This window comes from Kribbella sp. NPDC006257 (assembly GCF_040613535.1).
Lineage (GTDB): Bacteria > Actinomycetota > Actinomycetes > Propionibacteriales > Kribbellaceae > Kribbella.
The window spans coordinates 37,515-64,255 of the sequence record NZ_JBEXSJ010000018.1 but is presented as its reverse complement, the minus strand read 5'-3'; the positions used below and the strand labels follow the sequence as shown (position 1 = coordinate 64,255).

At 67.5% G+C, this 26,741-nt stretch carries 29 protein-coding genes; 25 read left to right on the top strand and 4 right to left on the bottom strand.

Going from position 1 to position 26,741, the window contains the following annotated elements:
* Positions 1 to 10: 10 nt before the first annotated feature.
* From ABZ004_RS22315 to ABZ004_RS22270, 10 genes are all read left to right on the top strand, one after another.
* Positions 11 to 2,128 carry a putative cobaltochelatase gene (locus tag ABZ004_RS22315; protein WP_355682301.1) on the top strand — a complete coding sequence of 706 codons (2,118 nt, stop codon included), beginning with the start codon at positions 11 to 13 and terminating at the stop codon, positions 2,126 to 2,128.
* A complete protein-coding gene (gene cobO / locus ABZ004_RS22310; RefSeq protein ID WP_355682299.1) occupies positions 2,128 to 2,742 on the top strand; it encodes a cob(I)yrinic acid a,c-diamide adenosyltransferase in 615 nt (204 codons plus the stop codon). Before ABZ004_RS22315 ends, cobO begins: the two co-directional genes overlap by 1 nt.
* Positions 2,739 to 3,905 carry a cobyrinate a,c-diamide synthase gene (locus ABZ004_RS22305; protein ID WP_355682297.1) on the top strand — a complete coding sequence of 389 codons (1,167 nt, stop codon included), beginning with the start codon at positions 2,739 to 2,741 and terminating at the stop codon, positions 3,903 to 3,905. Before cobO ends, ABZ004_RS22305 begins: the two co-directional genes overlap by 4 nt.
* A 15-nt stretch (positions 3,906 to 3,920) precedes the next feature.
* Positions 3,921 to 4,094: a hypothetical protein gene (locus ABZ004_RS22300; protein ID WP_355682295.1), complete on the top strand. Its 174-nt coding sequence runs from the start codon at positions 3,921 to 3,923 to the stop codon at positions 4,092 to 4,094.
* Complete coding sequence (gene bluB / locus ABZ004_RS22295) at positions 4,091 to 5,494, top strand: 5,6-dimethylbenzimidazole synthase (RefSeq protein ID WP_355682293.1); 1,404 nt, start codon at positions 4,091 to 4,093, stop codon at positions 5,492 to 5,494. The genes ABZ004_RS22300 and bluB overlap by 4 nt, the downstream gene beginning before the upstream one ends.
* Before the next feature lie 13 nt (positions 5,495 to 5,507).
* Positions 5,508 to 6,098, top strand: coding sequence for a hypothetical protein (locus ABZ004_RS22290; protein WP_355682291.1), 591 nt, complete (start codon positions 5,508 to 5,510; stop codon positions 6,096 to 6,098).
* 228 nt (positions 6,099 to 6,326) lie between these two features.
* Positions 6,327 to 7,457, top strand: a complete 1,131-nt coding sequence (locus ABZ004_RS22285; RefSeq protein WP_355682289.1) for a hypothetical protein — start codon at positions 6,327 to 6,329, stop codon at positions 7,455 to 7,457.
* Between the two features lie 193 nt (positions 7,458 to 7,650).
* The gene (locus ABZ004_RS22280; RefSeq protein ID WP_355682287.1) at positions 7,651 to 8,514 is read left to right on the top strand and encodes an ABC transporter ATP-binding protein; all 864 of its coding nucleotides are present in this window, start codon (positions 7,651 to 7,653) and stop codon (positions 8,512 to 8,514) included.
* A 146-nt stretch (positions 8,515 to 8,660) separates the two neighbouring features.
* Positions 8,661 to 9,521, top strand: coding sequence for an ABC transporter permease (locus tag ABZ004_RS22275; protein ID WP_355682285.1), 861 nt, complete (start codon positions 8,661 to 8,663; stop codon positions 9,519 to 9,521).
* 305 nt (positions 9,522 to 9,826) lie between these two features.
* A complete protein-coding gene (locus tag ABZ004_RS22270) occupies positions 9,827 to 10,714 on the top strand; it encodes a putative RNA methyltransferase (RefSeq protein WP_355682283.1) in 888 nt (295 codons plus the stop codon).
* Here the strand turns inward: ABZ004_RS22270 and ABZ004_RS22265 are convergent.
* Entirely contained in the window at positions 10,711 to 11,376 is a 666-nt protein-coding gene (locus tag ABZ004_RS22265) for an NAD(P)H-dependent oxidoreductase (protein WP_355682281.1), read from the bottom strand. The two genes, ABZ004_RS22270 and ABZ004_RS22265, sit on opposite strands and share 4 nt — an antisense overlap.
* A gap of 123 nt (positions 11,377 to 11,499) precedes the next feature.
* Between ABZ004_RS22265 and ABZ004_RS22260 the strand changes: the two genes are divergently transcribed.
* Positions 11,500 to 12,018 carry a MarR family transcriptional regulator gene (locus ABZ004_RS22260; RefSeq protein WP_355682279.1) on the top strand — a complete coding sequence of 173 codons (519 nt, stop codon included), beginning with the start codon at positions 11,500 to 11,502 and terminating at the stop codon, positions 12,016 to 12,018.
* Between the two features lie 143 nt (positions 12,019 to 12,161).
* Here ABZ004_RS22260 and ABZ004_RS22255 read toward each other — a convergent pair whose 3' ends face one another.
* Both ABZ004_RS22255 and ABZ004_RS22250 read right to left on the bottom strand, forming a co-directional pair.
* Complete coding sequence (locus ABZ004_RS22255) at positions 12,162 to 12,827, bottom strand: response regulator transcription factor (protein WP_355682277.1); 666 nt, start codon at positions 12,825 to 12,827, stop codon at positions 12,162 to 12,164.
* Positions 12,824 to 14,083 carry a histidine kinase gene (locus ABZ004_RS22250; protein WP_355682275.1) on the bottom strand — a complete coding sequence of 420 codons (1,260 nt, stop codon included), beginning with the start codon at positions 14,081 to 14,083 and terminating at the stop codon, positions 12,824 to 12,826. Before ABZ004_RS22250 ends, ABZ004_RS22255 begins: the two co-directional genes overlap by 4 nt.
* 370 nt (positions 14,084 to 14,453) lie before the next feature.
* Between ABZ004_RS22250 and ABZ004_RS22245 the strand changes: the two genes are divergently transcribed.
* The 14 genes from ABZ004_RS22245 (at position 14,454) to ABZ004_RS22180 (ending at position 26,224) form a co-directional block, all read left to right on the top strand.
* Complete coding sequence (locus ABZ004_RS22245) at positions 14,454 to 15,476, top strand: ABC transporter substrate-binding protein (RefSeq protein ID WP_355682273.1); 1,023 nt, start codon at positions 14,454 to 14,456, stop codon at positions 15,474 to 15,476.
* Between the two features lies 1 nt (position 15,477).
* Positions 15,478 to 16,332, top strand: a complete 855-nt coding sequence (locus ABZ004_RS22240; protein ID WP_355682271.1) for an ABC transporter ATP-binding protein — start codon at positions 15,478 to 15,480, stop codon at positions 16,330 to 16,332.
* A complete protein-coding gene (locus ABZ004_RS22235) occupies positions 16,329 to 17,108 on the top strand; it encodes an ABC transporter permease (protein WP_355682269.1) in 780 nt (259 codons plus the stop codon). The genes ABZ004_RS22240 and ABZ004_RS22235 overlap by 4 nt, the downstream gene beginning before the upstream one ends.
* Positions 17,105 to 18,193, top strand: a complete 1,089-nt coding sequence (locus ABZ004_RS22230; protein WP_355682267.1) for an Ldh family oxidoreductase — start codon at positions 17,105 to 17,107, stop codon at positions 18,191 to 18,193. Before ABZ004_RS22235 ends, ABZ004_RS22230 begins: the two co-directional genes overlap by 4 nt.
* Positions 18,193 to 18,588, top strand: a complete 396-nt coding sequence (locus tag ABZ004_RS22225; RefSeq protein WP_355682266.1) for a RidA family protein — start codon at positions 18,193 to 18,195, stop codon at positions 18,586 to 18,588. The genes ABZ004_RS22230 and ABZ004_RS22225 overlap by 1 nt, the downstream gene beginning before the upstream one ends.
* 15 nt (positions 18,589 to 18,603) lie before the next feature.
* The gene (locus tag ABZ004_RS22220) at positions 18,604 to 19,452 is read left to right on the top strand and encodes a fumarylacetoacetate hydrolase family protein (protein ID WP_355682264.1); all 849 of its coding nucleotides are present in this window, start codon (positions 18,604 to 18,606) and stop codon (positions 19,450 to 19,452) included.
* Positions 19,449 to 20,147: a GntR family transcriptional regulator gene (locus tag ABZ004_RS22215; protein ID WP_355682262.1), complete on the top strand. Its 699-nt coding sequence runs from the start codon at positions 19,449 to 19,451 to the stop codon at positions 20,145 to 20,147. Before ABZ004_RS22220 ends, ABZ004_RS22215 begins: the two co-directional genes overlap by 4 nt.
* The gene (locus ABZ004_RS22210) at positions 20,144 to 20,866 is read left to right on the top strand and encodes an SDR family oxidoreductase (protein ID WP_355682260.1); all 723 of its coding nucleotides are present in this window, start codon (positions 20,144 to 20,146) and stop codon (positions 20,864 to 20,866) included. Before ABZ004_RS22215 ends, ABZ004_RS22210 begins: the two co-directional genes overlap by 4 nt.
* Before the next feature lie 11 nt (positions 20,867 to 20,877).
* Positions 20,878 to 22,464, top strand: coding sequence for an FAD-dependent monooxygenase (locus tag ABZ004_RS22205; protein WP_355682258.1), 1,587 nt, complete (start codon positions 20,878 to 20,880; stop codon positions 22,462 to 22,464).
* Positions 22,464 to 22,853, top strand: a complete 390-nt coding sequence (locus ABZ004_RS22200) for a cupin domain-containing protein (protein WP_355682257.1) — start codon at positions 22,464 to 22,466, stop codon at positions 22,851 to 22,853. Before ABZ004_RS22205 ends, ABZ004_RS22200 begins: the two co-directional genes overlap by 1 nt.
* A gap of 1 nt (position 22,854) precedes the next feature.
* The gene (locus tag ABZ004_RS22195; RefSeq protein ID WP_355682255.1) at positions 22,855 to 23,751 is read left to right on the top strand and encodes an amidohydrolase family protein; all 897 of its coding nucleotides are present in this window, start codon (positions 22,855 to 22,857) and stop codon (positions 23,749 to 23,751) included.
* Positions 23,752 to 23,830: 79 nt separating this feature from the next.
* Positions 23,831 to 24,796 carry a zinc-binding alcohol dehydrogenase family protein gene (locus ABZ004_RS22190; RefSeq protein ID WP_355682253.1) on the top strand — a complete coding sequence of 322 codons (966 nt, stop codon included), beginning with the start codon at positions 23,831 to 23,833 and terminating at the stop codon, positions 24,794 to 24,796.
* Between the two features lie 271 nt (positions 24,797 to 25,067).
* Positions 25,068 to 25,760, top strand: coding sequence for a GntR family transcriptional regulator (locus tag ABZ004_RS22185; RefSeq protein WP_355682251.1), 693 nt, complete (start codon positions 25,068 to 25,070; stop codon positions 25,758 to 25,760).
* A 77-nt stretch (positions 25,761 to 25,837) separates the two neighbouring features.
* Positions 25,838 to 26,224, top strand: a complete 387-nt coding sequence (locus ABZ004_RS22180) for a DUF1761 domain-containing protein (RefSeq protein ID WP_355682249.1) — start codon at positions 25,838 to 25,840, stop codon at positions 26,222 to 26,224.
* Positions 26,225 to 26,267: 43 nt separating this feature from the next.
* On the opposite strand, the gene ABZ004_RS22175 is transcribed toward ABZ004_RS22180, so the two are convergent.
* Positions 26,268 to 26,732 (bottom strand): PPOX class F420-dependent oxidoreductase, encoded by a 465-nt coding sequence (locus ABZ004_RS22175; protein WP_355682247.1) that lies wholly within the window; start codon positions 26,730 to 26,732, stop codon positions 26,268 to 26,270.
* Between the last annotated feature and the right edge of the window lie 9 nt (positions 26,733 to 26,741).

The following is a 26,741-nucleotide window of genomic DNA, read 5'->3' as shown; positions in this document are numbered from 1 at the left end:
TACGCCGCTGATGCGGTCTGCTCTGACCAACGGATTCCCGTTCACCGCCGTCGTGGGGATGGAAGACCTCCAGCTCGCCCTGATCCTCGCAGCGGTCTCGCCGGCGATCGGCGGCGTACTGATCCGCGGCGAGAAGGGTACGGCGAAGTCGACCGCCGTCCGCGCCCTGACCGAGATCCTCCCCCCGGTCGAGGTCATCACCACGTGCCGCTTCTCCTGCGACCCGGACCACCCAGACCCCGACTGCCCAGACGCTCCGCATGCTGAGGGCGGTGGTGAGCGGTCTCTGCGGCCTGCTCGGCTTGTTGAGTTGCCGGTGGGGGCGACCGAGGATCGGGTGCTCGGGTCTTTGCATCTTGAGCGAGCGCTCTCCGAAGGCGTTACGGCGTACGAGCCTGGTCTGCTGGCGGCGGCTCATCGGGGACTGCTGTACGTCGACGAGGTCAACCTGCTGCACGACCACCTGGTCGACGTCCTGCTCGACGCCGCCGCCATGGGACGCGCGACGGTCGAGCGCGACGGCGTCTCGGTCACCCACCCGGCGCGGTTCGTGCTCGTCGGCACCATGAACCCCGAGGAAGGCGAACTCCGGCCGCAGTTGCTCGACCGGTTCGGGCTGACCGTCGACGTGGTGGCGAGCCGCGATCCTGCCGTTCGCGTCGAGGTGATGCGGGCGCGGCTGACGTACGAGGCCGATCCCGCCGCGTTCGTGGCGAAGTTCGCCGATCAGCAGCGCGAACTCGCCGAGCGGATCGTCAAGGCGCAGAGCCTGCTGTCCGAGGTGATCCTGACCGACGCCGCGCTCCGCCAGATCGCCGAGATCTGCGCGTCCTTCGACGTCGACGGCATGCGCGCGGACCTCGTGACAGCCCGTACGGCGGTCGCGCACGCCGCCTGGTCGGGACGAACCGTCGTCGAGGTGGAGGACGTCCGCGCCGCCGCCAAACTCGCCCTCCCACACCGCAAACGCCGCAACCCGTTCGACGCCCCGGGCCTGGACGACGAACAGCTAGAACAAGCCATCACCGACAGCACCCCACCCGACCCGAACCCGGACGACCCCAACCCGGACGACCCGGACGGCGGAGGGTCAGACGGCGGCGGCCCGGACGGCGGGTCAGATGGCGGTCCGGACGGGGGCGACGTGTCAGACGGCGGCCGGCAGGACCCCGCCGATCGTGAGTCGTCCGCCGAGCAGGATGCTTCCGCCGACCAGCCTCCCGCTGACCGGGACGTCGAGAACGACCGAGAGAGCGCGGGGAGCGCTCTCCCCGGCCCCGCGCCAACAGGCCAGATCGCCGCAAGCTCGGAGCCCTACAAGGCCCGCCTCCTGAGCATCCAGGCAGCCGGCGCAGGCGTAACCGGCCGCCGCTCCCGAGCCATCACCGAGGCCGGCCGAGTAGTAGGAGACCGCGCTCGAGTAGGCCGCGAGTCCGGCCGCCCCCACCTACTCGCCACGATCCGCGCCGCCGCACCACACCAACACTCACGCCGTCTTTCTTCCACAGCTGACCGACCCGCGCTCTCAGTACAGGGCAGCGACATCCGGTTGGCTGTGCGGGAGGGGCGGGAAGGGAATCTTGTGTTGTTTTGTGTTGATGCGTCCGGGTCGATGGGGACGAAGAGGCGGATGGGGGAGGTCAAGACGGCGATCGTCTCGTTGCTTCTTGATGCCTATCAGCGGCGCGACAAAGTGGGGCTGGTGACCTTCGCCGGAGCGACTGCCACGGTTGCGCTGCCGCCGACGGGTAGCGTCGAGACCGCAGTACGGCGGCTGGAATCTTTGCCGACCGGTGGTCGTACGCCGCTCGCCGAAGGGCTTCTGCAAGCAGTTGACGTACTACGAATTGCCGCGATCCGTGACCCTCGGCGCCGACCGTTGCTCGTCCTGGTGACTGACGGTCGGGCGACCCACGGAGAGAGCGCGTTCGCGAAGGCGAAGCGGGCCGCCGGGTGGTTGGGACTGCAGGGGATCGCGTCGGTCGTGGTGGACTGCGAACCGCGCCGCGGAGTACGGCTGGGGTTGGCCGCTGAGCTCGCGACGGACCTCGGCGCGGAGTACCTGGATCTCGGAGAGGTTGCTGCAGGCAACCTCGTGAAAGCCGTCACCGCGAGGAGCGCCGCCTGATGCCCCAAGGACAGCCGAGCGTCGTACCGCAGGACGGCTTGACCACCAGGCAACGCCGCAACCGGCCGCTACTGATGGTGCACACCGGTGAGATGAAGGGGAAGTCGACCGCGGCGTTCGGGATGGCGTTGCGCGGCTGGAACCAGGGCTGGAACATCGGTGTGTTCCAGTTCGTGAAGAGCGCGAAGTGGAAGGTCGGCGAGGAGAGCGCGTTCAAGGCGCTCGGGAAGTTGCACGAGGCAACGGGTGAGGGCGGCCCGGTCGAGTGGCACAAGATGGGCGAGGGCTGGAGCTGGTCGCGCAAGGCCGGCACCGAGGAGGATCACGCCGCCGACGCCGTCGAAGGCTGGCGCGAGATCCAGCGCCGGATCCAGGCCGAGACGCACGATCTCTACGTCCTGGACGAGTTCACCTACCCGATGAAGTGGGGCTGGGTCGACGTCGACGAGGTGGTCGAGACGCTGGTGAACCGCCCTGGTCATCAGTACGTCGTGATCACCGGCCGCAACGCCGATCAGCGCCTGCTCGACGCCGCCGACCTGGTCACCGAGATGACCAAGGTCAAGCACCCGATGGACACCGGCCAGAAAGGCCAGAAAGGCATCGAGTGGTGATTCCGCGCATTGTCGTTGCTGCGCCGTCGTCGGGGGCGGGGAAGACGACCGTTGCTGTTGGGTTGATGGGTGCTTTGCGGCAGGCGGGGCATCGGGTTGCTGGGTTCAAGGTCGGACCCGACTACATCGACCCCGGTTTCCACGCGGTGGCGACCGGGCGCCCGGGCCGCAACCTCGACCCGATGCTGTCCGGCGAGGAGCGGGTCGCGCCGCTCTTCGCGCACGGTGCACAGGACGCGGACCTCGCCGTCATCGAGGGCGTGATGGGCCTGTACGACGGTGCGCTCGGCACCGAGGGTTACGCGTCGACGGCACACGTCTCCAAGTTGCTCAAGGCACCGATCGTGCTGGTCGTCGATGCCTCCGCAGCGGGCCGCAGTGTCGGTGCTGTCGTCGCCGGATTCCTCTCCTACGACACCGGCGTACGGATCGTCGGCGTGATCCTCAACAAGGTCGGCACGGACCGCCATGAGGCCGAGGTACGCGCCGGCGTCGCGCCTACCGGCGTACCGGTGCTTGGTGTCCTTCGCCGCGATATCCGCCTGACTGTGCCCAGTCGGCACCTCGGACTGATCCCTGCTGATGAGCAACGAGAGCAGGCAATCACGGCAGTGGCAGCTGCGGCGGAGTTGGTGCGGCAAGGCGTCGACCTGGAAGCGTTCGTCGCGGCGGCCAAGGCAGCTCCTTCGCTTGAGACGACTGCTTGGGATCCGGCCGAGGAAGTCTCCCCCGCGGAGGAGGGCCGGCCGGTGATCGCGATGGCGGGCGGGCCGGTGTTCTCCTTCCGCTACACCGAGACGGCCGAACTGCTGACCGCTGCCGGCGCCGAGGTGGTCACCTTCGATCCGCTCCGCGAATCGTTGCCCGAAGCAACGTCGGCTCTCTATCTAGGCGGCGGTTTTCCCGAGCTGCATGCCGAGGCCCTGTCCGACAACGCCGTACTGCGTCAGCAGGTCGCCACTGAGGTCGCTGCAGGACTCCCCGTTGTAGCGGAGTGCGCCGGCCTGCTCTACCTGTGCCGTGAACTCGACGGTCACCAGCTGACTGGCGTACTGCCTGCCACTGCGCAGATGACGAGTCGTCTGACGCTCGGCTACCGTACGGCGGTTGCAGCGACCACCACCGCGTTCTTCGACGAGGGACGGCGAGTGCGCGGGCACTAGTTCCACCGGACGACGGTGTCGTTCGACGAGTCCCACGACAGCGCTTGGTATCTCCCCGGCGGTGTCCAGGAAGGCGTAGCGCTTCCGCAGATCCACGCGTCCTACCTGCACCTGCACTGGACGGCTACTCCGGACGTCCCAGCCAGGTTCGTCGCCGCAGCTCGTGTCTACGCGGGGTTGGAGAAGTGAACCTGGTCCTGGGCGTAGGCCTCCGCTCCGGTACGTCGTATCGGGAGCTCCGAGACCTTGTGGAGAAAGCTCTAACCGGCTTGGAGCCGCGCAACGTAGTACGAGTGGTCACTGTCGACGGCAAAGAAGCAGAGCCTGGGCTGCAGCGACTAGTGGCGTCCCTGGGCGCCGAGCTGTTCACAGCACCCGCACTGGACCTCTCGCAACAACCAGTGCCTTCTCCCAGCGGTCGCGTAGAACAGCTCGCTAGTACTACGAGCGTCGCCGAGGCCGCCGTGCTCCTGAGCGGCGCGGAGCTCGTCGTACCGAAGCAGAAGTCAGCGGGAGCCACTGTCGCAGTCGGGAAGCTCCTGGAGAGCGCAGCAGCTCCTGGTTATGCGCACGCCGACCGGGAGACCGTGCATCGGGTGCTGGCCGAGCGGAGGGACGTGCGACGCGGGTTCCTCGACCAGCCGATTGCGGACGACATACTGACGCGTGTGCTCGAGTCTGCTCACCGGGCACCGAGTGTGGGGCTCAGCCAACCGTGGGACTTCGTGCTGATCCGGGACATTGCGACCCGGCGCAAGGTGCACGACCTGGCTACTGCACAGCGTGATGCGTTTGCTGCGTCGCTGCCGGCTGATCGGAGAAGTGCCTTCGACGGGTTGAAGATCGAGGCGATCCTCGATACTCCACTGAATATTGCTGTGACTTGTGATCCCGGTCGGGGCGGACGGCATGTGCTGGGCAGACATGCGGATCCGCGGACCACTTGGTTCTCGGCGGCGATCGCTATCCAGAACTTGTGGCTGGCTGCGCGCGCTGAAGGACTTGGTGTCGGCTGGGTGTCGTTCTTCGAGCCGGGCGAGGTTGGCGCCGTACTGGATCTGCCTGCGCAGGTGGAGCTTGTCGGGTACCTGTGTGTCGGTCACGTGGAGGAGTTCGCCGCTGCACCCGAGCTGGTGCGAAGTGGGTGGGCGGCGCGGCGTCCGCTGTCGTGGGCTGTGCACCATGAGGCGTGGGGTCAACGCGGCCTGCCGGGGGAGACGCCTTCGCAGGTGATCATGCAGGACGCAGTACGGGCTGAGGGTGTTGTACAGCCAGTCGGTGCTCAAGTGGTGCACCTTGTGGTGGCTGATGCTGTGCAGGCTGAAGCACTGGAGCGGCCTGAGGTTCTCGTAGTACAGGTGGGTGCAGTGAAGCCCGCTGCGGACTTCGGGGTGCTGTGGCGGCCTGCTCGATCGGTAGACGAGGCTGTGGAGCTTGGTGTGGAAGTGGCAAGAGACCTGGTTCTGCAGGGTGTGGGGGAGATTCGGGTAGAGGTCGCTGCCGAGTCCGAGGTGGTAGCAGGGTTGGCGCGCGGCATACGGCTGGGTGGGCTTGCTTGTGGAGTGGCAGTTGTGAGCCTGCCGGGATGAAAGACTCCGTGGCATGACGATGCACGTACCTGCGTTCTCGATGAAGCAACGGATCACCCTGATGGCGAACAAGTACGAACTGTTCGCCACCAACCCGGACGGTAGCGACGGACCGCTGCTGGCGTTCGCCCAGCAGAAGCGGATGGCCTTCAAGGAAGAGGTCACCTTCTACACCGACGACACCAAGACGCAGGTGGTGTTCTCGTTCAAGGCCCGCAAGCGGCTCGACCTCGGCTCCGGGTATGACGTCTTCGACCCCGAGGGCCGGCCGATCGGCTGGTTCAAGAAGGAGTTCGGCAAGAGCCTGCTGCGGTCGAGCTGGCAGCTGGGCAGCGGCGAGATCCAGTCCAACGGGACCGAGCGGAACGCGACGATCGCGATCGTCCGCCGGGTGTGGGAGTTCGTCCCGTTCGTCGGCGACATTCCGCTGCCGTTCATCTTCCACTTCGACTTCAAGGACCTGACGACCGGCGAACTGGTGCTCGCCGTCGAACGCAAGGTCTCGGTCCGCGACCGCTACCGAATCACCGCCCCCGACCCCCGCCTAGACTTCCGCGTAGCCGCCGCCATGACGGTCGCCCTGGACGCCCTCCAATCCCGCTGATCATCGGTCCGTAGATCCCCGGCGAGTCGCCTGTCGTCGGTCCCTTGATGCCGGCTGCCGTGATCCGACGGCTGGTGATGCCTTCGGTGGCCGTGGAATCGACGGACCGACGAACCACAACACGCCGGGTAACAAGGGACCGATGATGGGGGTGGGTGTTCACTCTTTTGGGGGATTGGACCCTGACGGGGCTTGGTTCGGGGTGGGGGCGGTGCGAGTCTTGTAAGCATGGGAGCAACGCAGCGGAGTCGACGGTGGTTGGTGCCGGTCACGGCAGTCGCGGTGGTGGCGGGTGTGGGAGCACTCGGGCCGGTGGTCGCGGATGCCTCGCCAGACCTGCCCGGGATCACGGCGCAGGACCTGCTCGCCAAGGTGCAGACGGCGAAGGTCGACGGCCTGACGGGCACGGTGACGTCCTCGACGGATCTCGGTCTGCCGGCGATCCCCGGGCTCGGCGGCGACAGCGCCAAGTTCACCGACCTGCTGACCGGTAAGCACACGGCGCGGGTCGCGTTCGCCGGTCCGGACAAGGCCCGGATCTCGGTGATCGACAACATGGCCGAGCGGACGATCACCACGGACGGGAAGACCGCCTGGGTCTACGACTCGTCCAGGCGTGAGGCGACCAAGCTCGCCCTTCCCGCGCGCCCGGCCGAGCCGGAGGTGGCGCCGGACAAGCAGACGTACGACCCGCAGGCCGTGGCGAAACAGTTCCTGGCCGCGATCGACCCGTCGACCAAGGTCGAGGTGAGCGGCACGGAGAAGGTGGCCGGCCGCGACGCCTACAAGCTGCGTCTGGTGCCGAAGACCGACAAGACGACTGTTGGTTCGGTGACACTCGCGGTCGACTCGAAGACGTGGATCCCGCTGCAGGTGACGGTGATGCCACGGACCGGCAAGGATCCGGCGGTGCAGTTGGGCTTCTCGGCCGTCTCGTTCGGCGTACCGGCCGCGAGCACGTTCTCCTTCACCCCGCCGAAGGGCGTCAAGGTGACCGAGGAGAAGGTCCCCGCGACCCGCCACACCGAGCCCAAGGGCCTCCCGAAGTCCGGCAAGCCCGACGCTTCCAAGCCCGACGCTTCCAAGCCGGACGCGATCAAACCGAGCGCCGACAAGCCGACCACGATCGGCGAGGGCTGGGACACAGTCCTCGTACTACGCGGCGCCAAGCTTCCCGCAGACTCCGGCCCGGCCGGCCAGCTGCTGGCGAACGCCCGCACAGTCTCGGGCAGCTGGGGCTCGGGCAAGATCCTGACCACCAAGATGGTCAGCGCCCTGATCACCGACGACGGCCGCGTCTTCGTCGGCCTGGTCACGCCTGACACCCTCCAATCCGCCGCCACCAAGGCCCCCCGCTGACCACCCGCCCCCTGAACCCGGAAGCGCCGACAAGGTGACCACCGAACCATCCCCGGCGCTCCCGGGTCGGCCGACGGCCGGAGCCCCGAGCAACACCAGCACGCCGAGCGGAAGCGGCGCCTCGGGTGGGGCGCCGATTGTTACCAGGGGGCTTACCAAGCGGTTTCGTAGTGGGCAGGTGGCGGTGGATGGGGTGGATCTGGAGGTGCCGGCGGGGAGCATCTTCGGGTTTCTGGGGCCGAACGGGTCGGGGAAGACGACGACGATCCGGATGTTGCTGGGGTTGATTGCACCGACCTCGGGTTCGGTGGAGTTGCTGGGGGAGCCGATGCCTAAGGCGCAGTTGTCGGTTCTGCCGCGGGTCGGAGCGTTGGTGGAAGGTCCGGCGTTCTACCCGTTCTGGACGGGGCAGGCGAATCTGCTGCGCTTTGATGCGGCCGACCGGACTGCGGATCCGCGGACTCGCAAGGCGCGCGCCGGGCAGGCGCTGGAACGCGTCGGGTTGTCCAACGCGGCTGGTAAGAAGGTGCGCAACTACTCACTCGGTATGCGGCAGCGGCTCGCGATCGCGGTCGCGCTGATGCAGCCGCGCGACCTGCTGGTGCTCGACGAGCCGACCAACGGACTCGACCCGCAGGGCACCCGCGAGGTGCGTTCGCTGATTCGCGAACTCGCCAAGGACGGCACCACGATCTTCACGTCGACCCACCTGCTCACCGAGGTCGAGCAGCTCTGTACCCACGCGGCCGTGATGAGCCGCGGTCGCCTGCTTCGGCAGTCGACGATGACCGAGCTGCGGTCCGAGCTGCGCCCGCGCTTGATCGTGCGCACACCTGATCTCCAGCAGGCACAGCAGACACTGAGCCGACTCGGCGTCACCGACCTGAAGCTGAGCGAGGAGTTCGTCGACGGAGATCCCGGAGAGCTCCCGATCGAGAAGCTCGCCGCCGCCCTTGTCGGCGCCGATGTCCGCATCCACGGCTTCGGCCTGGAACGCCCAAGCCTGGAAGACGCCTTCGTAGCCCTCACCGGAGAAGGCTTCGATGTCGCCGAATAAGCCGCGCAGAGGGAGAAGCTGATGGCAACGGGTGAGCTCTCCGCCCGGGGGTGGCGAAGGAGCGGCTCCTTCCGGTGCTGCCTCCTCCGGTTGTGCGTGCAGGGGAGAAGTGATGACGGCGACCGAGCTGTGGCGGGGTGGAACTGATGGCGACTGAGGTGGTGGAGCGCGTTCCGGTCGGGCGGCCTAGTGCGGGGCGGCATACGGTGGCGTTGTTTGCTTCGGAGCTGCATCTGGTGTTTGGGCGGGCGCGGACGTGGGTGCTGCTCGCCGTACTGGCTGCGGTGCCGGTGCTGATCGGGGTTGCGATCAAGGTATCCGGGTCGTCCGGGGACGCTGAAGGGTTTCTCGGTCAGGTTGCCGGCAACGGGTTCTTCCTGGTGGTCGCGAGCCTCGCGCTCTCGCTGCCGTTCTTCCTGCCGACCGCCGTCACGGTGATCTCGGGGGAGTCCCTCGCCGGTGAAGCCAGCCTCGGCACCCTCCGCAACCTGATCACCGCACCCGCCGGACGATCACGCCTGCTCGCCGCGAAGATGGTCGCGCTCGCATCGTTCTGCCTTGCCGCGACCATGACGATCTGGATCTCCGGGCTGATCGTCGGCGTCGTCCTCTTCCCGGTCGGTGATGTCGTCCTGCTCTCCGGTACGACGGTGTCGCTCGCCGACGGACTGCTCCGTGCCCTCGGCATCGCGCTGCTGGTCGCGCTCTCGCTGCTCGGCCTCGCCGGGATCGGCCTCTTCGTCTCCTCGCTGACCTCGACGCCGCTAGCTGCGATGGCGGCGACCTTCTGCTCGTTCATCGTGTTCGGCATCCTCGGCGCGATCCCGCAGATCCACGTGATCCACCCCTGGCTGCTGATGTACGGCTGGACGTCCTTCGCCGACCTCCTCCGCGACCCGCCGTACTGGCACGAGATCGTCCGCAACCTGCTGATCCAAGCCGCCTACCTGGGCGTCTTCTACGCAGCAGCCTGGGCACGCCTAACCAGCCGAGACGTCAACGGCTAACCCTCAACACCGGTCAGTCAAGGCAACCGTTGCCCACCAGGCGGCCGAGTCCGCGTCTCGACGAGGCGGCTTAGCTCCCGCAGGCGGGGTCCGCCCCCTGCTATAGCGGGGGGCTAAGCATCAGACGAGGAGCGAACCCCCAAAGCCGGGCACGTTCGCTCGGCGGATCAGGACAATGGGCGGCTCGAGGAGAGGGGAACGAGGAAAGTTGGGGAGGTCGGGCGGCGGTTCACGGCGTCCGGCTCGTCTTGACCGACCGGCAGGGCTCGTCTTGACCGACCGGCATTGCGGCTAACCTGCCTCTTGTGCGCCCGGATCTGGTTTCTCTCCTGCGTTGCCCGGTCTGCGGTGACGGCTTGGCTCTGATAGCCCGTACGGCGAAGTGCTTGCGCGGGCATGCGTTCGATCTCGCCAAGCAGGGTTACCTAAACTTGTTGCCCTCTGCATCAACCGGCATCGAAGGCGACTCGGCCGCGATGCTCGAGGCGCGAGCGAACTTCTTGGCAGGCGGACACTACGCACCCATCCGCAATGCGCTGATAGCCCACACCCCGCATGCTGCTGTCCGCTTCGTGGAAGTAGGAGCGGGAACGGCGTACTACCTCGCCGGAGTGATCGCCGGAGGCGGAGCCGGGCTGGGGAGTGTGGGGGAGCGCGTCGGGGTAGCCCTCGACGTGTCGAGATATGCCGCGCGGCGGGCGGCGAAGGTTGGTGAGGGGATCGGGGCGGTGGTTTGTGATGCGTGGAAGGAATTGCCGCTGAGGGATGGGGTGGCTGATGTGGTGCTTGATGTGTTTGCGCCACGGAATGCGGTCGAGATGCGGCGGATACTCAAGCCCGGGGGGACTCTGCTGGTGGTCACGCCTAACCAGGGGCATCTCGCGGAGCTGATTCCCGTGCTGGGGATGGTGAAAGTCGACGAGGAGAAGGAGCGTCGGCTGCGGGAATCGCTGGCCGGGAACTTCGTGCAGACCGGCTCGGAGAAGGTCGAGGCAACTATGCGGCTCGATCACGACTCGGTCCAGCAATTGGTGGCGATGACGCCGAGTGCGCGGCACGTGCAACCGGCCGAGTTGACGGAGCGCATCGCAGTACTGGCTGATCCCGTCGATGTAACGCTGTCGGTGACGTTGTCGATCTGGCGGGCACTGGCCGGTGCCGACTCGAGTACGGCGCCGATCAGGAGGAATTAGGCCGCTGCGCTGGTGAGGTCGCGCGCGACGACGGTCGCGTGCTTCTCGGCCTCGGCGTGCGCCTCTTCTTCAGAGACCTTCGATGCGTCGATCAGTGTCTCCATGCCCGGAGTGACCGGTGCCAGGGTGAGCTCGGCGACCGCCTTGCGGATGTTCATGTTGAGGACCTCGCCGAAGATGCGCTCCAGGTACGGCGTGGCGTGGTCCCAGCCTTCCTTCGGCGTACCGGGGCTGTAGCCGCCGCCCCGGGCCAGCGTGAAGATGACCGGCTTGTCGCGCAGGATCTCGCCGGCCAGCAGTTCGCGGTCGGACAGCAGCAGGTCCATCCAGGTCTTCACGTGCTGCGAGATGCCGTAGTTGTACAGCGGGATGGCGAGCAGGACGGCGTCGGCGTCCCGGATCTCCTGGCTGAGTTCGGCGGCCAGCGCCCGGGCGGCGGCGACGTCGCCGTGCGAGGCATCGGGGATCGGCGGGAAGCCGAACTCGGCGTTGATCAGTGCGGGCCAGGCGTCACCCGGGAGCGGGTGGCGACCGAGATCACGCCGTACGACGATGCCGTCCGGGTGCTCCGCCTTCCAGGCGGCCTCGGCGCTGTCCGCGAGCGCGCGGCTGACAGATCCGTCGACCCGGATGCTGGCGTCGACGCGAAGAAGGGTGGTCATGTGGTGGTTCTCCAGAGTTTGTCGGGGCTGGCTCATATGAGCTGTCTCGAAGATAGTCTGTCGGGCAGAACATATTCAAGTCAGATCGTATTTTGGGTGGCATAGACCACGTAGACTGAATCCGTGACCAGTTCTCCGCCGGAGTCGGACCTCCGGAGCCGCCAGGCGCGCGGGATGTCGGTCGAGGACGACCTCGGCTGGGCGCTCGGCGTCGTCTTCCGGCGGTATGCGAAGCGGTCCGCGGAGGCGCTGGACGATCTACCGGGCGGCCCGCGCGGGTACCAGGTGCTCGCGACCGCGGCCGGTGAGGCGAAACGGCAGCTCGATCTGGCTGCGCAGCTGGGCGTCGACCGCACGGTGATGACGTACCTGCTGGACGATCTGGAGAAGGCGGGGCTGGTCGAGCGGCGGCCCGATCCGTCGGACCGGCGAGCACGTCTGATCGCGCCGACCGAGAAAGGTTTCGAGGCGCTTTGTGATCTCGAGCGGCGGCTGCAACTCGCCGAGGACGAGGTCCTCGGCGGCCTCGCGGAGGGCGAGCGGACGGTCTTCCGCACCCTGCTAGCGCGTCTCGCGGTGAAGGCGGACGCCGTCGAGCACGTGCCGAACGCCTGCAGCATCGCCGAAGGTCTCGACGCCTGACCAGCCGGCGCCCCGCAGCACGGGCGGAGCCGAGTCGGCGCCTGGAGTTCCGGGCGCTGACCAGCCGGCGCCCCGCAGCACGGGCCGAGCCGGGCCGGCGCCCGGAGTTCCGGGCTGAACGAGCCAGCGCCTCGTAGTACCGGTTAGTGCAGGGGGACGAAGCCGGATTCGTAGGCGAGGATCACTGCTTGGGTGCGGTCGCGGGCGCCCAGCTTGGACAGAGTGTTCGCGACGTGGGTCTTGATGGTCTGTACGCCGAGGATCAGCTCCGCGGCGATCTCGGCGTTGGACAGCCCCTTCGCCATCAGCCGCAGCACCTCCTGCTCCCGCTCGGTCAGCTGGTAGCGCTCGAGCCCGGTCGGCCGATGAGCCTGGGCTGAGGCGTGCGCCAGCGCGAGCGCCCGGATCGCCTCCGGGAACAGCAGCGACTCGCTGCTCGCGACGGTACGGATGGCGGCGATGATCTCGTCCGGGGGAGTCCGCTTCAGCAGGAATCCGGAGGCGCCGACCCGCAGCGCGTCGTACACGTAGTCGTCGTTCTCGAAGGTGGTGACGACCAGGACGCGGGGCGCCGGATCGACCCCGTCGAGCAGCAACCGGGTCGCCTGGATGCCGTCGACCGCGGGCATCCGGACATCCATCAGTACGACGTCCGGCCGGGTCCGGCGGACGACCGCGAGGACCTCGGCGCCGTCACCGGCCTCGCCGACCACGGTCAGGTCCGGCTCCGCGTCGATGATCGCGCGCAGCCCGCTGCGGATCAGCGGCTCGTCGTCGACCACGACCACCGATACGTCGTTCACGGTCATCCCTTCGTCGTGACGGCGACCGGCAGGGTCACCGCCAGCCGCCATTGGTCCCCGACCAGGCCCGCCTCGACGGACCCTCGTAGTACGGCGACCCTTTCACGGATACCGGCCAGCCCGGTGCCGCCGCCGGTCCGGGTGGACTGGCCGGCGCTCGCGCTGACCGGATTGGTGAGTTCGAGCAGCAGCCCGTTGGTGCCGAGGTTGATCGACAACGCGACCTCGAGCTGATCGGCCTGGCGGCCGGCGTGCCGGATCGCGTTGGTGAGGCCCTCCTGGACGATCCGGTAGGCCTCCCGGGAGACCGCGGCCGGGAGTTGCTCCAATCGTCCCTCGCGCTGAACCGTCACGGTGATGCCACCGGCGCGCGTCGATTCGACCAGCCGGGTGATGTCGCCGAGCGTCGCCTGTGGTGCCTTCTCCGCGCCGGGTCGACGATCCTCCCGCAACAGCCCGAGAACGTGGTCGAGGTCGGCGAGAGCGGCCCGCGCGGACGTCTCCATCGCCGCGAGAGCGTTCTCTGCGAAGGCGGGATCGGTGGCCAGCACGCGCCGGGCGGCGGCCGCCTGGATCGTCACGAGACTGAGTGCATGCCCGACGCTGTCGTGCAGCTCGCGGGCCAGACGGTTGCGCTCGGCAAGGGTCGCGGTCTGCCGTTCGAGCAGCTCGATTCGTTCGGCGGGCGTCGGACCGAGGACGCGCGGAGCGGTGTAGGCGAGCAGCGAACCGATTGCCGAGGACAACAACAGCAGCGCCAGGATCCCGGCGATCGCGGTCAGCGGCATCCAGTAGTCGGTCCAGCGCCCGTGCACCGTGTAATCGACGCCGGGGACGAGTTCGTGCGGCCCGACGTCGCGGAAAGGGGCCGAGAGCAACACGGCGCCGAGGCCGAACACAATGGTGCTGAGGACGCCGACGAGGCCGCCAGCGGCCAGATGCAGGCAGAACCAGGTGGCCGTCCGGCGGCGCTGCGGCCAGGTCCGCGCCGGGCTGAGCGGCCGTTCCTCGAAGGCGATCCCGAGCAACGACTCGACCGCGATGCCCTCCACCTCGCGGACGGCGGGCAGGGTGCCGAGCAGCACCGGCGGGACGACGACGATCAGGGCGATGATCACCCCCGCCGGTACGGCGGGCAGGTCGAGCTCGTCGAGCAGCGTGACCAGGGCGCTGTCGACCAGGATGAAGGCCAGCACCAGCGCGGCGCCGAGCAGCAGGTAGACCCACCGCAGATAGGTCGACCCCCGGATCAGCACGTTCACCACCCGACGATCTTCCCAAACCACCGGCCCGCCCGAATCCCTCTACCGGGGGAGAAAGGGGGAAGCGGGAGAGAGCGGTCTCATGACCCAGATCACAGTGCAGATGGGTTTACACAAATTTGTCCTGCTCCGGACACGAAGTGTCCGATCGGACGTCGCGATCTGCTGTCCGGACGGGTACGGTCTGTGGTCGGGGCGGGATGCCCGTCCGGTGCGGACAGGCATGGGGAACGGCTCCAGGACGGGCGGCAATCGGGCTCTGAGGGGAGCCGGAACGGTGTACGTAAAGACACTGTGAAGTCCCCGGGGGCCGATTGACCACCCTTCCATATTTGATGTTTGATCAAATATCGGAGAGGAGAAGTCCAGGATGAGGTTCAGGCGCTCTGCCGCCGCCATTGTGGCGGTACTCGCACTTGCTCTGGTGAGTGCGTGCAACAACGACAAAGCGGGCCAGAACGGGGACGAATCGCTTCAGAAGATCACCTATCTGACGTCATTCAACACTTTCGGCCGCGAGGCCTATGCGTATGTCGCCCTGGACAAGGGGTACTTCAAGGACGCCGGGTTCGACGTCACCATCAAGCCGGGCACCGGCACGGTCGACGTGCTGAAGCTCGTCGCCGGCGGCCAGGCCGACTACGGGATCGGTGACTTCACCGCGATCCTGCTGACGATGGGCAAGCAGAAGATGCCGGTCACCACCGTCGGCATGATCCACCAGCGCTCGATGGCGGCGATCGTCGCGCTCGAGGGCGGCAGCATCAAGGGTCCGAAGGACCTGCCCGGCAAGAAGATCGGTGACACTCCGGGCTCCACCAACACGGTGATGTTCCCGTTGTACGCCAAGGCGGCCGGGATCCAGGGCTACGAGACCACCAAGTTCGTGCCGTCGCCGCCCGCCTCGCTGCCACAGCTGCTGTCGGCCGGCACCGTGGACGGCATCGGCCAGTTCGTGGTCGGCGTCCCGACCGTCGAGAAGGCGGACTCCAAGCACCGCAAGGCGATCGTCATTCCGTACGGCGATGTGCTGAAGAAGCTGTACGGCAACGCGATCATCACCCGGTCGGACATGGCCAAGGATCACCCGGACCAGGTGAAGAAGTTCACCACCGCGCTGCTCAAGGGCCTGCAGGACACCATCGACGACCCCGAGGGCGCCGCGAAGATCCTGCAGAAGTATGTGCCGGAGCGCAAGGTCGAGGGGTCCGTCGCCGAGCTGAACCTGATGAAGCCGTACGTCAAGCCGGACGGTTTCAGCGGCCCGCTCGGTGCGGCGAGCTTCGAGCAGGTCGAGGGCATCATCAAGGACCTCGAGGACGCCAAGCAGATCGCTCCGGGCGCGGTCAACCCGTCCGACGTGGTCGACCGCGACCTGGCGCCGAAGGGCTGAAATGATCCGGCTGGACGGTGTGGGACAGGTCTTCGAGGGCCGCGGGGGAAAGATCCAGGCCCTCGAGGGAATCGACCTGCACGTCCAGGAGAACGAGTTCGTCACGTTGATCGGCCGGTCCGGGTGTGGCAAGTCCACCCTGCTCCGGCTGATCGCGGGACTGCTGCCGCCGACGTACGGCGGGGTCGAGGTGGCCGGCGAGGCCGTCAAGGGACCCCGCCGGGACGTGTCGTTCATGTTCCAGCGCCCGGCCCTGCTGCCGTGGCGCTCGGTGGTGTCGAACGTCCTGCTGCCGGTCGAGATCTCCGGCGGCAAGGACAAGAGCAGGGACAAGAAGGCGTACCGGGACCGGGCGCACGAACTGCTCGAAATGGTCGGGCTGTCCGGGTTCGAACGCCGGCTCCCGCACGAGTTGTCCGGGGGCATGCAGCAGCGGGTGTCGTTGTGCCGCTCGCTGATCCGTGACCCCAAGGTGATGTTGATGGACGAGCCGTTCTCGGCGCTCGACGCGCTGACCAGGACGGAGCTGTCCGAGGAGCTGCAGCGGATCCAGATGGAGCTGGCGACCACGATCGTGTTCGTCACCCACTCGATCGAGGAGGCCGTGCTGCTCGCCGACCGGGTGGTCGTGCTGAGCCCGCGGCCCGGCCGGCTGCGGGAGATCGTCGAGATCGACATCGCCCGGCCGCGCAGCCTCGGCCAGGACGCCCAGGTGGCCGACGTGGCCCGGATCAGCAGCCGGCTGCACAGCCTGCTGTCCGAGAAGGCACCCCTGCCGGACAGCGCGGAGAACGCGCCCCAGCTGTCCGGGAACGGGAGCCGCCCGCCGGCCGATGTCCCCGAGGGGCGGCGATGACGAAGAGATCCTGGCTGACCACCTCCCGGTCGGCGGCGATCCTTCTCCCGGTGGCCGGACTGATCGCCGCGATCGGTCTGTGGTGGCTGGCCGTGATCGTGTTCTCGATCGAGCCGTTCCTGCTGCCGACCCCCGGTCAGGTGGTGAGCAAGTTCTTGGAGCAGCCGGTCTATCTGCTCAAGCAGACCGGGGTGTCGTTCCTGGAGACCACCGGTGGCTTCCTGCTGGCGATCGCGGCCGGGCTGCCGATCGCCTTCCTGATCGTCCGTTCGGTGCTGGTCGAGCGGCTGCTCTACCCGTTGCTGCTGGCGGTGAACTCGATCCCGAAGATCGCGGTCGCGCCGCTGCTGGTGGTCTGGATGGGCTTCGGCTCCTGGCCGAAGGCCGTGATGGTGCTGCTGGTCTGCTTCTTCCCGATCGTCATCTCGACCGCCACCGGGATGAAGTCGACGCCGACCGAGCTGGTCGAGTTGCTCCGCTCGCTGAACGCCAGCAAGACGCAGGAGTTCTTCCGGCTGCGCTTCGTCTACGCGCTGCCGCAGATCTTCACCGGTCTCAAGGTCGCCATCTCGCTGGCGGTGATCGGTTCGGTGATCGCCGAGTTCGTCGGCGCGACCGGCGGCCTGGGCTACGTGATCCAGAGCTCCGGCTCGAGCGCCGACACCGCACTGGCGTTCGCCGGGATCACCCTGCTGAGCATCATGAGCGTGATCCTCTTCTACGCACTCGTCCTGCTGGAGCACTACCTGCTGCCGTGGGCCCGGGAGAACAGATGACCACCCAGGCCCCGGACGCCGATCGCCGCGTGCTCGTCCGGCCCGCTTGGCTGGAGGCGACCGTCTCGGCCGTCTTCACGGCGGTCGGGTTCGATCCCGGCGACTCGGCGAAGATCGCCGGTGCGCTGGTCGAGGCCGATCTGCGCGGCGTCAGCTCACACGGGGTGATGCTCGTCCCGATGTACGTCGAACGCCTGAACGCCGGCGGCGTCACCCGGGAACGCGATCTGGACATCGTCCACGACGCGGGGGCGGCGATGGTCGTCGACGCCCGCGGCGGGATGGGGCAACTGTCCAGCCCGCAGGCGATGGGACACGCGATCGAACGCTCCGGCCGGTACGGGATCGGCCTGGTCTCGGTGCGGAACGCGCACCACTTCGGTGCGGCCAGCCGGTGGGCGATGCAGGCCGCCCGGGCAGGCCGGCTCGGCATCGCGATGTCGAACACCACCCCGCTGATGCCGGCCCCCGGCGGTGCCGAGCGGATCGTCGGCAACAACCCGCTGGCGATCGCCGTACCGACCGATGCCGGACCGGAGATCGTGCTGGACATGGCCTTGTCGGCCGTTGCCCTGGGCAAGATCCGGCTCGCCTCGTCGGCCGGCCGGCCGATCCCGGAGACCTGGGCCACCGACTCGCAAGGGGTGCCGACCACCGATCCGGAGCAGGCGGTGCTCGGGATGCTGCTGCCGGCCGCCGGGCACAAGGGGTTCGGTCTGGCGTTGATGATCGACGTGCTGACCGGCGTACTGAGTGGTGGTGGCTGGGGCGATCAGGTGCGGCCGCTGTATCGCGAGCCGGGGCGGCCGAACGACTGCGCGCACATGTTCCTCGCGATCGACCCGGAACTGCTGGGCGGGATCGAGGGTTTCAAGGAGCGCTCGTCGGCGCTGGCGGCGCGGGTACGCCGGAGCGCTACCGCACCGGGGATCGACCGGCTGCATCTGCCCGGGGAGATCGAGGCCGAGCGCGCCGAGCACCAGCGGCGCAACGGCGTACTGATCGAGAAGTCGGGGCTGGACGGGCTGCTGGCGACCGCGCACGCGGTCGGCGCCGTCGTACCGGCCGGAGGGGTCCTGAACTGATGGCGAAGACACAACTGAGCACCGCCGCGCTGCACAGCCCGAACGGGGTGTTCTCGCAGGCGACCGTGATCGAGGCGACCGGGCGGCTGGTGTTCGTCTCCGGGATGACGGCGCGCCGGCCCGACGGCAGCATCGCCGGGGTCGGCGACGTCTCCGAGCAGACCCGGCAGGTCTGCGAGAACGTGCAGACCGCCGTCCGCGAGGCCGGTGGCAGCCTGGCCGACGTCTGCCGGGTGGACGTGTACGTGCGCAACATGGAGGACTTCGCCAAGATCCACGCGGTCCGGGCGCAGTACTTCAGCGAACCGTTGCCGGCCTCAACGATGGTCGAGGTCAGCAAGCTCGCGCATCCGGACTACCTGATCGAGATCAACGCGATTGCGGTGATCTCATGAACGAGTGGCTCTGAGATGCGCTGCGTGACGGTGGAGTACGCCGGGCGCGAGCGGCCCGGCGTACTGGACGGCGCTGACGTCATCCTGTTGCCGCAGGCCGATCTGGTCGCGGTGATCGAGGACGGGATCGGTGCTGTCGGCAACGAACGGGTGCCGCTGGCCGACGTGACGCTGCGGGCCCCGCTACGGCGGTTCCGGCGAGACATCTTGTGTACTGGGTGGAACTACTGGGACCACTTCGAGGAGAGCAAGGGCAAGCGCGACGGTCAGGACGTCGACCGGCCGGAGCACCCGACGTTCTTCACCAAGGGCCCGGACGTGGTGATCGGCCCGTACGACGAGATCGCGTACGACCCGGCGATCTCGGCCAAGTGGGACTACGAGGCCGAGCTGGCCCTGGTGATCGGCAAGACCGGCCGGAGCATCCCGGTCGCGGAAGCGCTCGATCATGTCTGGGGTTACACGCTGGCCAACGACATCTCGCAGCGCGATCTGCAGAGAGCGCACGGAGGTCAATGGCTGAAGGGCAAGAGCATCGACCAGACGATGCCACTCGGACCATGGATCGTGACGGCCGACGAGCTCGGTGATCCGCAGGATGTGCAGCTACAGTGCCTGCTCAATGGCGAGGTCATGCAGGACGCGTCGACCAAGCAGATGGCGTACGACGTGGCGACGCTGGTCAGCGAGCTCTCCTTCGGGATGACGCTGCGACCGGGCGACCTGTTGCTCACCGGGACGCCGGCCGGCATCGGGAACGCCCGCGAACCACAGGTGTTCCTGAAAGAGGGCGACGAAGTGATCACGCGCTCCGACAAGCTCGGTGAGTTGCGGAACACCCTTGTCTACCGGGAGCTCTCATGAGCAGCTCGCTGGAGTTGCTGCCCGGCGGTGGCCGAGGTGGTCGGCGTACGTTGGCCGAAACCGCAGCGGCCGAGTTGCATCAGCTGATCCTGTCCGGAGAGCTTCCCAGCGGTACGCCGCTCCGCTTGGTCGAGCTGGCGAATCGCCTGGAGATGAGCCAGATGCCGGTGCGCGAAGGGCTGCGCCGGCTGGAGGCGCTCGGCCTGGTCGACATCATTCCGCACCGGGGAGCCTGGGTCCGCGAGTTGTCGCTCGAGGATCTGCATGACACTCATGAGACCCGGCTGGCGCTCGAGAGCCTCGCAGTACGGGCTGCTGCTGAGCACTTCGGCGCGGATGACGAGCGGCAGGCGACGGTCGCTCTGGCGGATCATCTGCGGTTGTCGCGCAGCGAGGACTCGATCGGTGCGCGGCAGTCGCATGCGGACTTCCATTTCGCGATCTACCGGGCCGGTGGGTCGCAGTGGCTGGCCCGGGCGATCGAGCCGGTCTGGCAGAACAGTGAGCGATACCGGTTCAGCACCCGGCAGACCGCGGCCCAGATCGAGCGCAACCGGCAGGAGCACCAGGCGATTCTCGATGCCTGCGTCGCCCAGGATCCGGACGCGGCCGAGGCGGCTCTGCGTGAGCACCTGGCCGGCGCCGTTCAGCGCATCACCGAGACGATGACTGCCCGGCAGAAGGGGACGTCATGAAGGTGAGGTTCGACGCTTCCGGCGAGGTCGTGGTCGTCACCGGTGGCGCCGCCGGTATCGGCGCTGCGCTGGCAGCTGCTGTCGTTTCGTGTGGCGGGACTGCGGTTGTTTTCGACGTGCAGCCACCTCAGAATCCGGCAGTCGAGTACGTCGAGGTGGATGTCTCCGATCGGGAGGCCGTCTTTGGTGCTGTCGGCAAGGTGATCGAGCGCTTCGGGCGGATCGACGGGCTGGTCGCCGGGGCCGCGGTTCAGCCGCGGGCATCGGTACTGGAGATGGATCCGGCCGAGTGGTCCCGGACGCTTCAGGTGAACCTGGATGGCGTCGTCTGGGTCTGCCAGGCGGTGGTTCCGCAGCTGGTCGAGCAGCAGGCGGGCTCGGTGGTCGTGTTCACCTCGGGGATGGCGGCGACCGGGTTTCCCGGCGCCGCGGCGTACGCGGCCAGTAAGGCGGCCCTCGTCGCCTTCGCCAAGACGCTGGCCGCCGAGGTGGCCGGCCACCGGGTGCGGGTGAACGTGATCGCGCCGGGCGTGATCGACACGGATCAGTTCCGTACTGCGAACCTCGGTGCGGACCGCGAGCACTGGCAGGACACGATAGGGATCGGCGACCCCGAGGACGTGGTCGGCCCGCTGTTGTTCCTGCTGTCCGACGCCGCGGCGATGACCGGCTCCCAGCTGACCCGGGAACGGGCCTTCGCCCGGCTCGAAGAGTTCTAGGAGATCCCGAGTTGACCTCTGACCAGACCCAGCTTCCTGTCGCCGTCGTCGGCGCCGGGCCGATCGGCCTGACCACCGCGCTCGGTCTGGCCCACTACGGCGTGCCGTTCGTGCTGCTCGAGGAGGACGCCACGCTGTCGGCCGACACCAAGGCCGGTACGACGCTCACCCGGACCCTGGAGATCTGGAACCGGTACGGCTGCGTCGACGAGATCCTCGCGGCGGCCCTGCGGATCGACGAGATCGGCGACATCGACCGGGCGACGAACACACCGCGCGCCTCGGTTCAGCTGGCCGAGCTGGTGAACGACACCCAGTTCCCGTTCGTGATCAATCTGCCGCAGCAGACGATGGAGCCGATCCTGGCAGGCGCTCTGGAGCGAGCGGGTGGATCGGTGCTCACCTCACATCGCCTGGAGTCCTTCGAGGTGCTCGAGGACCGCGTGGTGCTGACAGTCGAGACGCCTGAAGGAACGCAGCAGCTTGAAGCGTCCCATCTGCTCGCATGTGACGGTGGTCGATCGAAGGTGCGTGACGCGCTCGGTGCGACGGTGTCCGGCGAGACGCTGCCCGAGCGGTACATGCTGATCGACGTCGTGGTCGACCTGGACGTCAACAACGCCCGCGACTATCCGTACCTCGCCTACTTCTCCGACCGGTCGGAGTGGATGGTCCTGATCCGACAGCCGGAGTGCTGGCGGTTCCTGTTCCCACTGGCTCAGGGAGCTGAACAGCCGGGGGACGAGGACCTGCTGGTGAAGGTGAAGCAGTTCATCGGTGAGGTGGACAAGATCTCGCTGCTGGGCACGGTCGTGTACAACGTGCATCACCGGGTGGCCGATCACTGGTCTGCTGAGCGCAAGGTGTTCCTGATGGGCGACGCGGCTCACCTGATCACTCCGATGTGGGCACTGGGTCTCAACACCGGGGCACTGGACGCCTCCAATCTCCCGTGGCGGCTTGCCTGGGTACTGCGGGGCTGGGCTTCTCCTGAGCTGTTGGACGGTTACGAGCAAGAGCAGCGGCCGGTAGCGATCAACGGGTCGGGGGAGATGGCCGAGGCGGCCCGCAAGTACATGTCGCACCAGCGGGGCGCCGTCACGGCTGCCGGGAGCGACTGGGCTACCGCTTACACACGCACGCTTCTCGGCGTACGGCTGGATGTTGACGGTGAAGGTGACTGGTCGATGGTGATGACCAGTGCTGAGCCACCTGCTGTCCGGGCGGGTGACAGGGCTCCTGACCTCGCACTGCACGGTCCGCTGGAGCGGGAGACGATTCACGGGCTGTGCCGCGACTCCTTCGTGGCGCTGTACTTCACCGATGTCCGGCGGCGTCCGGAGATCCCGGTGAACGACTCACCGGCGCTACGGCACTTCGCGGTCTCCCGATGGGATGCACCACTCGACTCCGGGCTGCGGGACAGGTCGCTGTTCGACCCGGGCAGCATCGCGACCAGCCGGTACGGCGTACCGGGGGAGACCGTCGTACTGATCCGGCCTGACGGGCATATTGCGGCAGTGGCCCCGATGCGTCCCGGTGTGGCCGAGGAGCTCTACAGTGGCATCACCGGCCGCCCAGTACCTCGGGAGGGCTGATGACTATGGACGAGCGTTTCCAAGAGATTCTGTTGCAGACGGATGACCTGCAGTGGGTGGAGAAGTCCCTTGCGGGGCTGTCCCACAAGATGCTCTGGCGGGATGAGAAGACCGAAGCGTCGATTGCTCTGGTGCGGTTCGAGCGGGGCACCGGGATCCCCTCGGCGCACAGTCATGCTTCAAACCAGTTCATGTTCTGTCTGTCCGGGCGATACGTGTATCTGCCGACCGGAACGACGCTGACCAAGGGAAGCTTCTACTGGAACCCCAAGGGATCCGTCCACGGGCCGACACTGGCCGAGGAAACCTCTGTCCTGCTGGAGATGTACGACGGACCGCACTACGCCGAGCGGCCTTCGTACTACGACAACGACGAGGACGCACGCTGACATGGCCGGCTGGGACGTGCATACGCACCTGATACCGCCCACTGTGCTGGCAGCGGTCGGCAGCTTCGGGCTGTCCATCGACGGGGACCAGCTAGTTGTCGACGGTCATGAGCGGCTGCCGCTGCGGAGGCTGGGCGATCCTGCCGCACTGTTGTCTTGGATCGACGAGCAACAGCTGGACGGTGCTGTGGTGTCCGTGCCTCCTGCACTCTTCCGGTACGACCTGGGTGTCGAGTGGGCCTCGCTGGTCAATGAAGGACTGCGCGAGTTGGCTGGGCCGCGCGTGCGGGTGCTCGGTCAGCTGCCGTTGCACGACCCTTCCGCTGCTGCAGTTGCCACATCGCTTGCTGCTGAGGGAGCCTTCAGCGGCTTCGCGCTCGGTACTGCGGGCTTCGCCGGGCTGGACGAGGTGTGGGAGGTGCTGGACGCGCTGGAGGCGTTCACCTTGATCCACCCGGGACACAGTCCCGACAAGAGACTGTCTGCGTACTACCTCTCGAACCTGCTCGGAAACCCTTATGAAACAGGGCTTGCGGCGGCTGAGCTGGTGTTCGCGGATGTCCCCGGGCGATTCCCGGGGATCAAGTTCTGCCTCTGCCACGGTGGCGGAGTGACGGCGGCGCTGGCCGGCCGTTGGCAGCGGGGGATCGATACGGCCCGGCCGGGGATCTCGGCGCCGTCCTTATCGGTCGCTGCAGCGTTGCGGCGGTTCTACGTCGACGACCTGGTGCACGACCCCGCCGTACTGGCTCTGCTGGAGTCGACATTCGGGGCCGATCGGGTGCTGGCGGGGAGCGACTGGCCGTTCCCGATGGGCAGCGATCAGGTCGATCCAGACCGGGCAAAGCTCGCGGAGCGGCTGACCAGGCCGCTCGGCCAGGGGGTGGCCGAAGGGTGAGAAGGACTTTTCGTCAGGACCGAGATGTGATCAGATATCAAATCGTAAGCGGGGGCACCGGTATGAGTGGGGTGGGTGGATGAGCGCGCAGAAGGGCATCGTGCTGCGCAGCTACGGGCCCGGCCAGCAGTTGAAGGCCGAGGAGACCGAGCTGGTCGCGGGACCTGGGGAAGCCTTGGTCGAGATGCGGGTGGCGGCCGTCACCTCGCTGGACCGGACCGTGCTGGCGGGCAAGCTGCCCCAGCAGCTGCAGGTTCCGTTCGTGCCCGGCTCAGAGGGTGCGGGCGTGGTGCTGAGTTCGGAGAAGTATCCGGCCGGCACCGAAGTGGTGATCCGTGGTGGCGGCGTCGGGGTCTCCCTGCCGGGCACCTGGGGACAGCTGGCCGTAGTACCGGATGGGTCTTTGCATGCGCTGCCGGAGGGGCTGGACCCTGCTGCGGCGGTGGCCATGCTGGCTGCCGCGTTGACCGCGCATACCGCAGTACGGCGGGTTGGTGCTGTCGTCGCCGGTGAGACCGTTGTGGTGACCGGTGCGACCGGGCTGGTTGGGCGGCTGTGTGTCGCTGTTGCGCGGGCAGCCGGGGCCGGGAAGGTGATCGGTCTGGCGCGTGCAGGGGAGTCCGTCGACAACCTGTCTGGGCTGGTTGACCAGATCGTGCGTGTGGACGAGCTGGGCCAGGTCGGACGCGAACTGCAGTGGTGCGACGCCGCGATCGACACAGTGGGTGGTCCTGTCACCAGCGGGGTGATGAGCCACATCACGCCGGGCGGGCGGGTCGTAGTACTGGGCTACACGGCAGGGGAGTTCGCCACACTCGACCTGCACCAGCTGATCGGCCGCGACCTGCGGGTGCTGCCGGTGAACATGCAGCGCACATCGATCGAGCCTGGAACCGTGGAGCAGGTGCTGGCTGACATTGCGCCTGCTGCTGTGCTACCAGAGATCCAGCTAGTCTCGGCGCTGGACGCAGAGGACGCACTGGACCTCCTCTCCGCAGCCACTGCCGACCGCCGCATCCTCCTAGACCTCGGAGTCTTGAGATGACTATTAGCATCCGGGTTGGCAGTTCTTTGGCGCTTGCGGCGCCCAGGCACGCACCTCGCGGCACCGGAGAAACATCCACGATGCTCCGCATCGAGGACGCTTCTCCGGCACCGCGATGCACGCACCTGACCACCGCAATCACTCAAATAACTGCCAACCCGGACGCTAGTGGGTGGGCAATCTGTTGTCGGAGTGCACGTGAATGCCAACTCCCCGCTACGGTTACCTCGCAGACGTGAGTGCCGCGCAGGAGAGAGGTAACCCGTACCCCATGACCCGACGACTCGAGCTCACGCCCGGGGGACCGAGCGGACGGCGGACTCTCGCGGAGGAGGCCGCCGCGGAGTTGCACGAGCTCATCCTGTCCGGCGAGCTGCCCAGCGGTACGGCGCTGCGGCTGGAGGAGCTGGCCAAGCGGCTGGACATGAGCCAGATGCCGATCCGGGAGGGCCTGCGCCGGATGCAGGCACTCGGGCTGGTCGAGATCGTGCCGCACAAGGGTGCCTGGGTCCGCGAACTGTCGATGGAGGACCTCCGCGACACCCACGAGACGCGGCTCGCTTTGGAGAGCCTCGCAGTACGGGCTGCTGCTACTCGCTTCGCTGAGTCGGACGCGCTGTTGGCTAGGTCGGCGTTGGCTGAGCACGTGCGACTGTCGAAGGCAGGCGACATCATTGCCTCGCGACAGGCGCATACGGAGTTCCACTTCGCGATCTACCGGGCGGGTGGGTCGCGGTGGCTGCCGCGGGCGATCGAGCCGGTCTGGCAGAACAGTGAGCGGTACCGGTTCGGCTCGCGGCAGACCAAGGCGCGGATCGAGCAGACCCGGCTGGAGCACCAGGCGATCCTGGATGCCTGTCAGGCGCACGACGAGGCCGGCGCCGAGGCTGCGCTTCGCCAGCACCTGGAAGGCGCGATGCAGCGCATCACCGAGACGATGGAACGCCGCTACAAGAAAGACTGACGGCTGTTTTGTCGAAAGTGTCGCTGTAGCTTCTACCTCTCTTCGTAAGGGTCACCTCGAAGAGCTGGAGAACTACAGTGAACGTCTTCCTGTCGATCGTCGTCGCCGCTGTTGCAGTGTTCGTGGTCAGTAGTGCTTGGTACGTCGTCTTTGCTGCGCCGCGAGCGGCCATGCTCGGTACTGCGCCTTCCGCTGACCGCCCGCCGGTGCGGAATGTCGTGCTGGAGTTGCTGCGGAGCGCATTGGTCGCGAGCGTGATTGCCGGCCTTGCGGCTCATCTGGCGATCAGCAGTGTTGCTCCGGCGTTGCTGCTGGGGCTTGTGCTGTTCGCCGGGTTCCCGTTCGTGTTGCTGACCGGCTCAGTGCTCTGGGACAAGGTGAACTGGCAACTGGCCGCGATTCACGGTGGCGACTGGCTGCTGAAGCTACTGGTGATCTCCCTGATCATCGGCCTCTTCCGCTGAGCCCGTACGCCGGGAGGCGCGCCTTCCGGCGTACGGGGGCTGACTAGTCGGCGAGGTGGGCGGGGAAGCCGCCGGTGGCGACCGGGCCCCAGCGTTTCGGGGTGATCCGGATCAGGCACTTGCCCTGCTTGCGCATCGCCTCGCGGTACTCGTCCCAGTCCGGGTGCTCGCCGGAGATCGACCGGAAGTAGTCGACCAGCGGCTCGACGGCGTCCGGCAACTCGATCACCTCGCCGTCGCCGTCGATCTGCACCCACGGCCCGTTCCAGTCGTCCGACAGCACCAGCACGCCGGCGCGTTCGTCGCGCTTCACGTTCTTGCTCTTGGCGCGTTCCGGGTACGACGAGATGACGATGCGGCCCTGCTCGTCGACCCCGCCGGAGACCGGTGAGACCTGCGGCGACCCGTCCGCACGCCGGGTGATCAGCAACATGTGATGACGCGGCCGGACGAACTCCAGCAGCGCCTCGGTGTCGACCTGAGTATTGGTGGCAATCGTCCTCGGCATACCACCGAC

Excerpts from the sequence above, each read along its gene's own strand:
- ABZ004_RS22225 (WP_355682266.1), top strand. The coding sequence starts at position 18,193 with ATGGCGAAGACACAACTGAGCACCGCCGCGCTGCACAGCCCGAACGGG.
- ABZ004_RS22240 (WP_355682271.1), top strand. The coding sequence starts at position 15,478 with ATGATCCGGCTGGACGGTGTGGGACAGGTCTTCGAGGGCCGCGGGGGA.
- ABZ004_RS22290 (WP_355682291.1), top strand. The coding sequence starts at position 5,508 with ATGACGATGCACGTACCTGCGTTCTCGATGAAGCAACGGATCACCCTG.
- ABZ004_RS22285 (WP_355682289.1), top strand. The coding sequence starts at position 6,327 with ATGGGAGCAACGCAGCGGAGTCGACGGTGGTTGGTGCCGGTCACGGCA.
- ABZ004_RS22275 (WP_355682285.1), top strand. The coding sequence starts at position 8,661 with ATGGCGACTGAGGTGGTGGAGCGCGTTCCGGTCGGGCGGCCTAGTGCG.
- ABZ004_RS22315 (WP_355682301.1), top strand. The coding sequence starts at position 11 with ATGCGGTCTGCTCTGACCAACGGATTCCCGTTCACCGCCGTCGTGGGG.
- ABZ004_RS22215 (WP_355682262.1), top strand. The coding sequence starts at position 19,449 with ATGAGCAGCTCGCTGGAGTTGCTGCCCGGCGGTGGCCGAGGTGGTCGG.
- ABZ004_RS22230 (WP_355682267.1), top strand. The coding sequence starts at position 17,105 with ATGACCACCCAGGCCCCGGACGCCGATCGCCGCGTGCTCGTCCGGCCC.
- ABZ004_RS22235 (WP_355682269.1), top strand. The coding sequence starts at position 16,329 with ATGACGAAGAGATCCTGGCTGACCACCTCCCGGTCGGCGGCGATCCTT.
- ABZ004_RS22190 (WP_355682253.1), top strand. The coding sequence starts at position 23,831 with ATGAGCGCGCAGAAGGGCATCGTGCTGCGCAGCTACGGGCCCGGCCAG.
- ABZ004_RS22185 (WP_355682251.1), top strand. The coding sequence starts at position 25,068 with ATGACCCGACGACTCGAGCTCACGCCCGGGGGACCGAGCGGACGGCGG.
- ABZ004_RS22255 (WP_355682277.1), bottom strand. The coding sequence starts at position 12,827 with ATGACCGTGAACGACGTATCGGTGGTCGTGGTCGACGACGAGCCGCTG.
- ABZ004_RS22195 (WP_355682255.1), top strand. The coding sequence starts at position 22,855 with ATGGCCGGCTGGGACGTGCATACGCACCTGATACCGCCCACTGTGCTG.
- ABZ004_RS22265 (WP_355682281.1), bottom strand. The coding sequence starts at position 11,376 with ATGACCACCCTTCTTCGCGTCGACGCCAGCATCCGGGTCGACGGATCT.
- cobO (WP_355682299.1), top strand. The coding sequence starts at position 2,128 with ATGCCCCAAGGACAGCCGAGCGTCGTACCGCAGGACGGCTTGACCACC.
- ABZ004_RS22210 (WP_355682260.1), top strand. The coding sequence starts at position 20,144 with ATGAAGGTGAGGTTCGACGCTTCCGGCGAGGTCGTGGTCGTCACCGGT.
- ABZ004_RS22200 (WP_355682257.1), top strand. The coding sequence starts at position 22,464 with ATGACTATGGACGAGCGTTTCCAAGAGATTCTGTTGCAGACGGATGAC.
- ABZ004_RS22245 (WP_355682273.1), top strand. The coding sequence starts at position 14,454 with ATGAGGTTCAGGCGCTCTGCCGCCGCCATTGTGGCGGTACTCGCACTT.
- ABZ004_RS22220 (WP_355682264.1), top strand. The coding sequence starts at position 18,604 with ATGCGCTGCGTGACGGTGGAGTACGCCGGGCGCGAGCGGCCCGGCGTA.
- ABZ004_RS22175 (WP_355682247.1), bottom strand. The coding sequence starts at position 26,732 with ATGCCGAGGACGATTGCCACCAATACTCAGGTCGACACCGAGGCGCTG.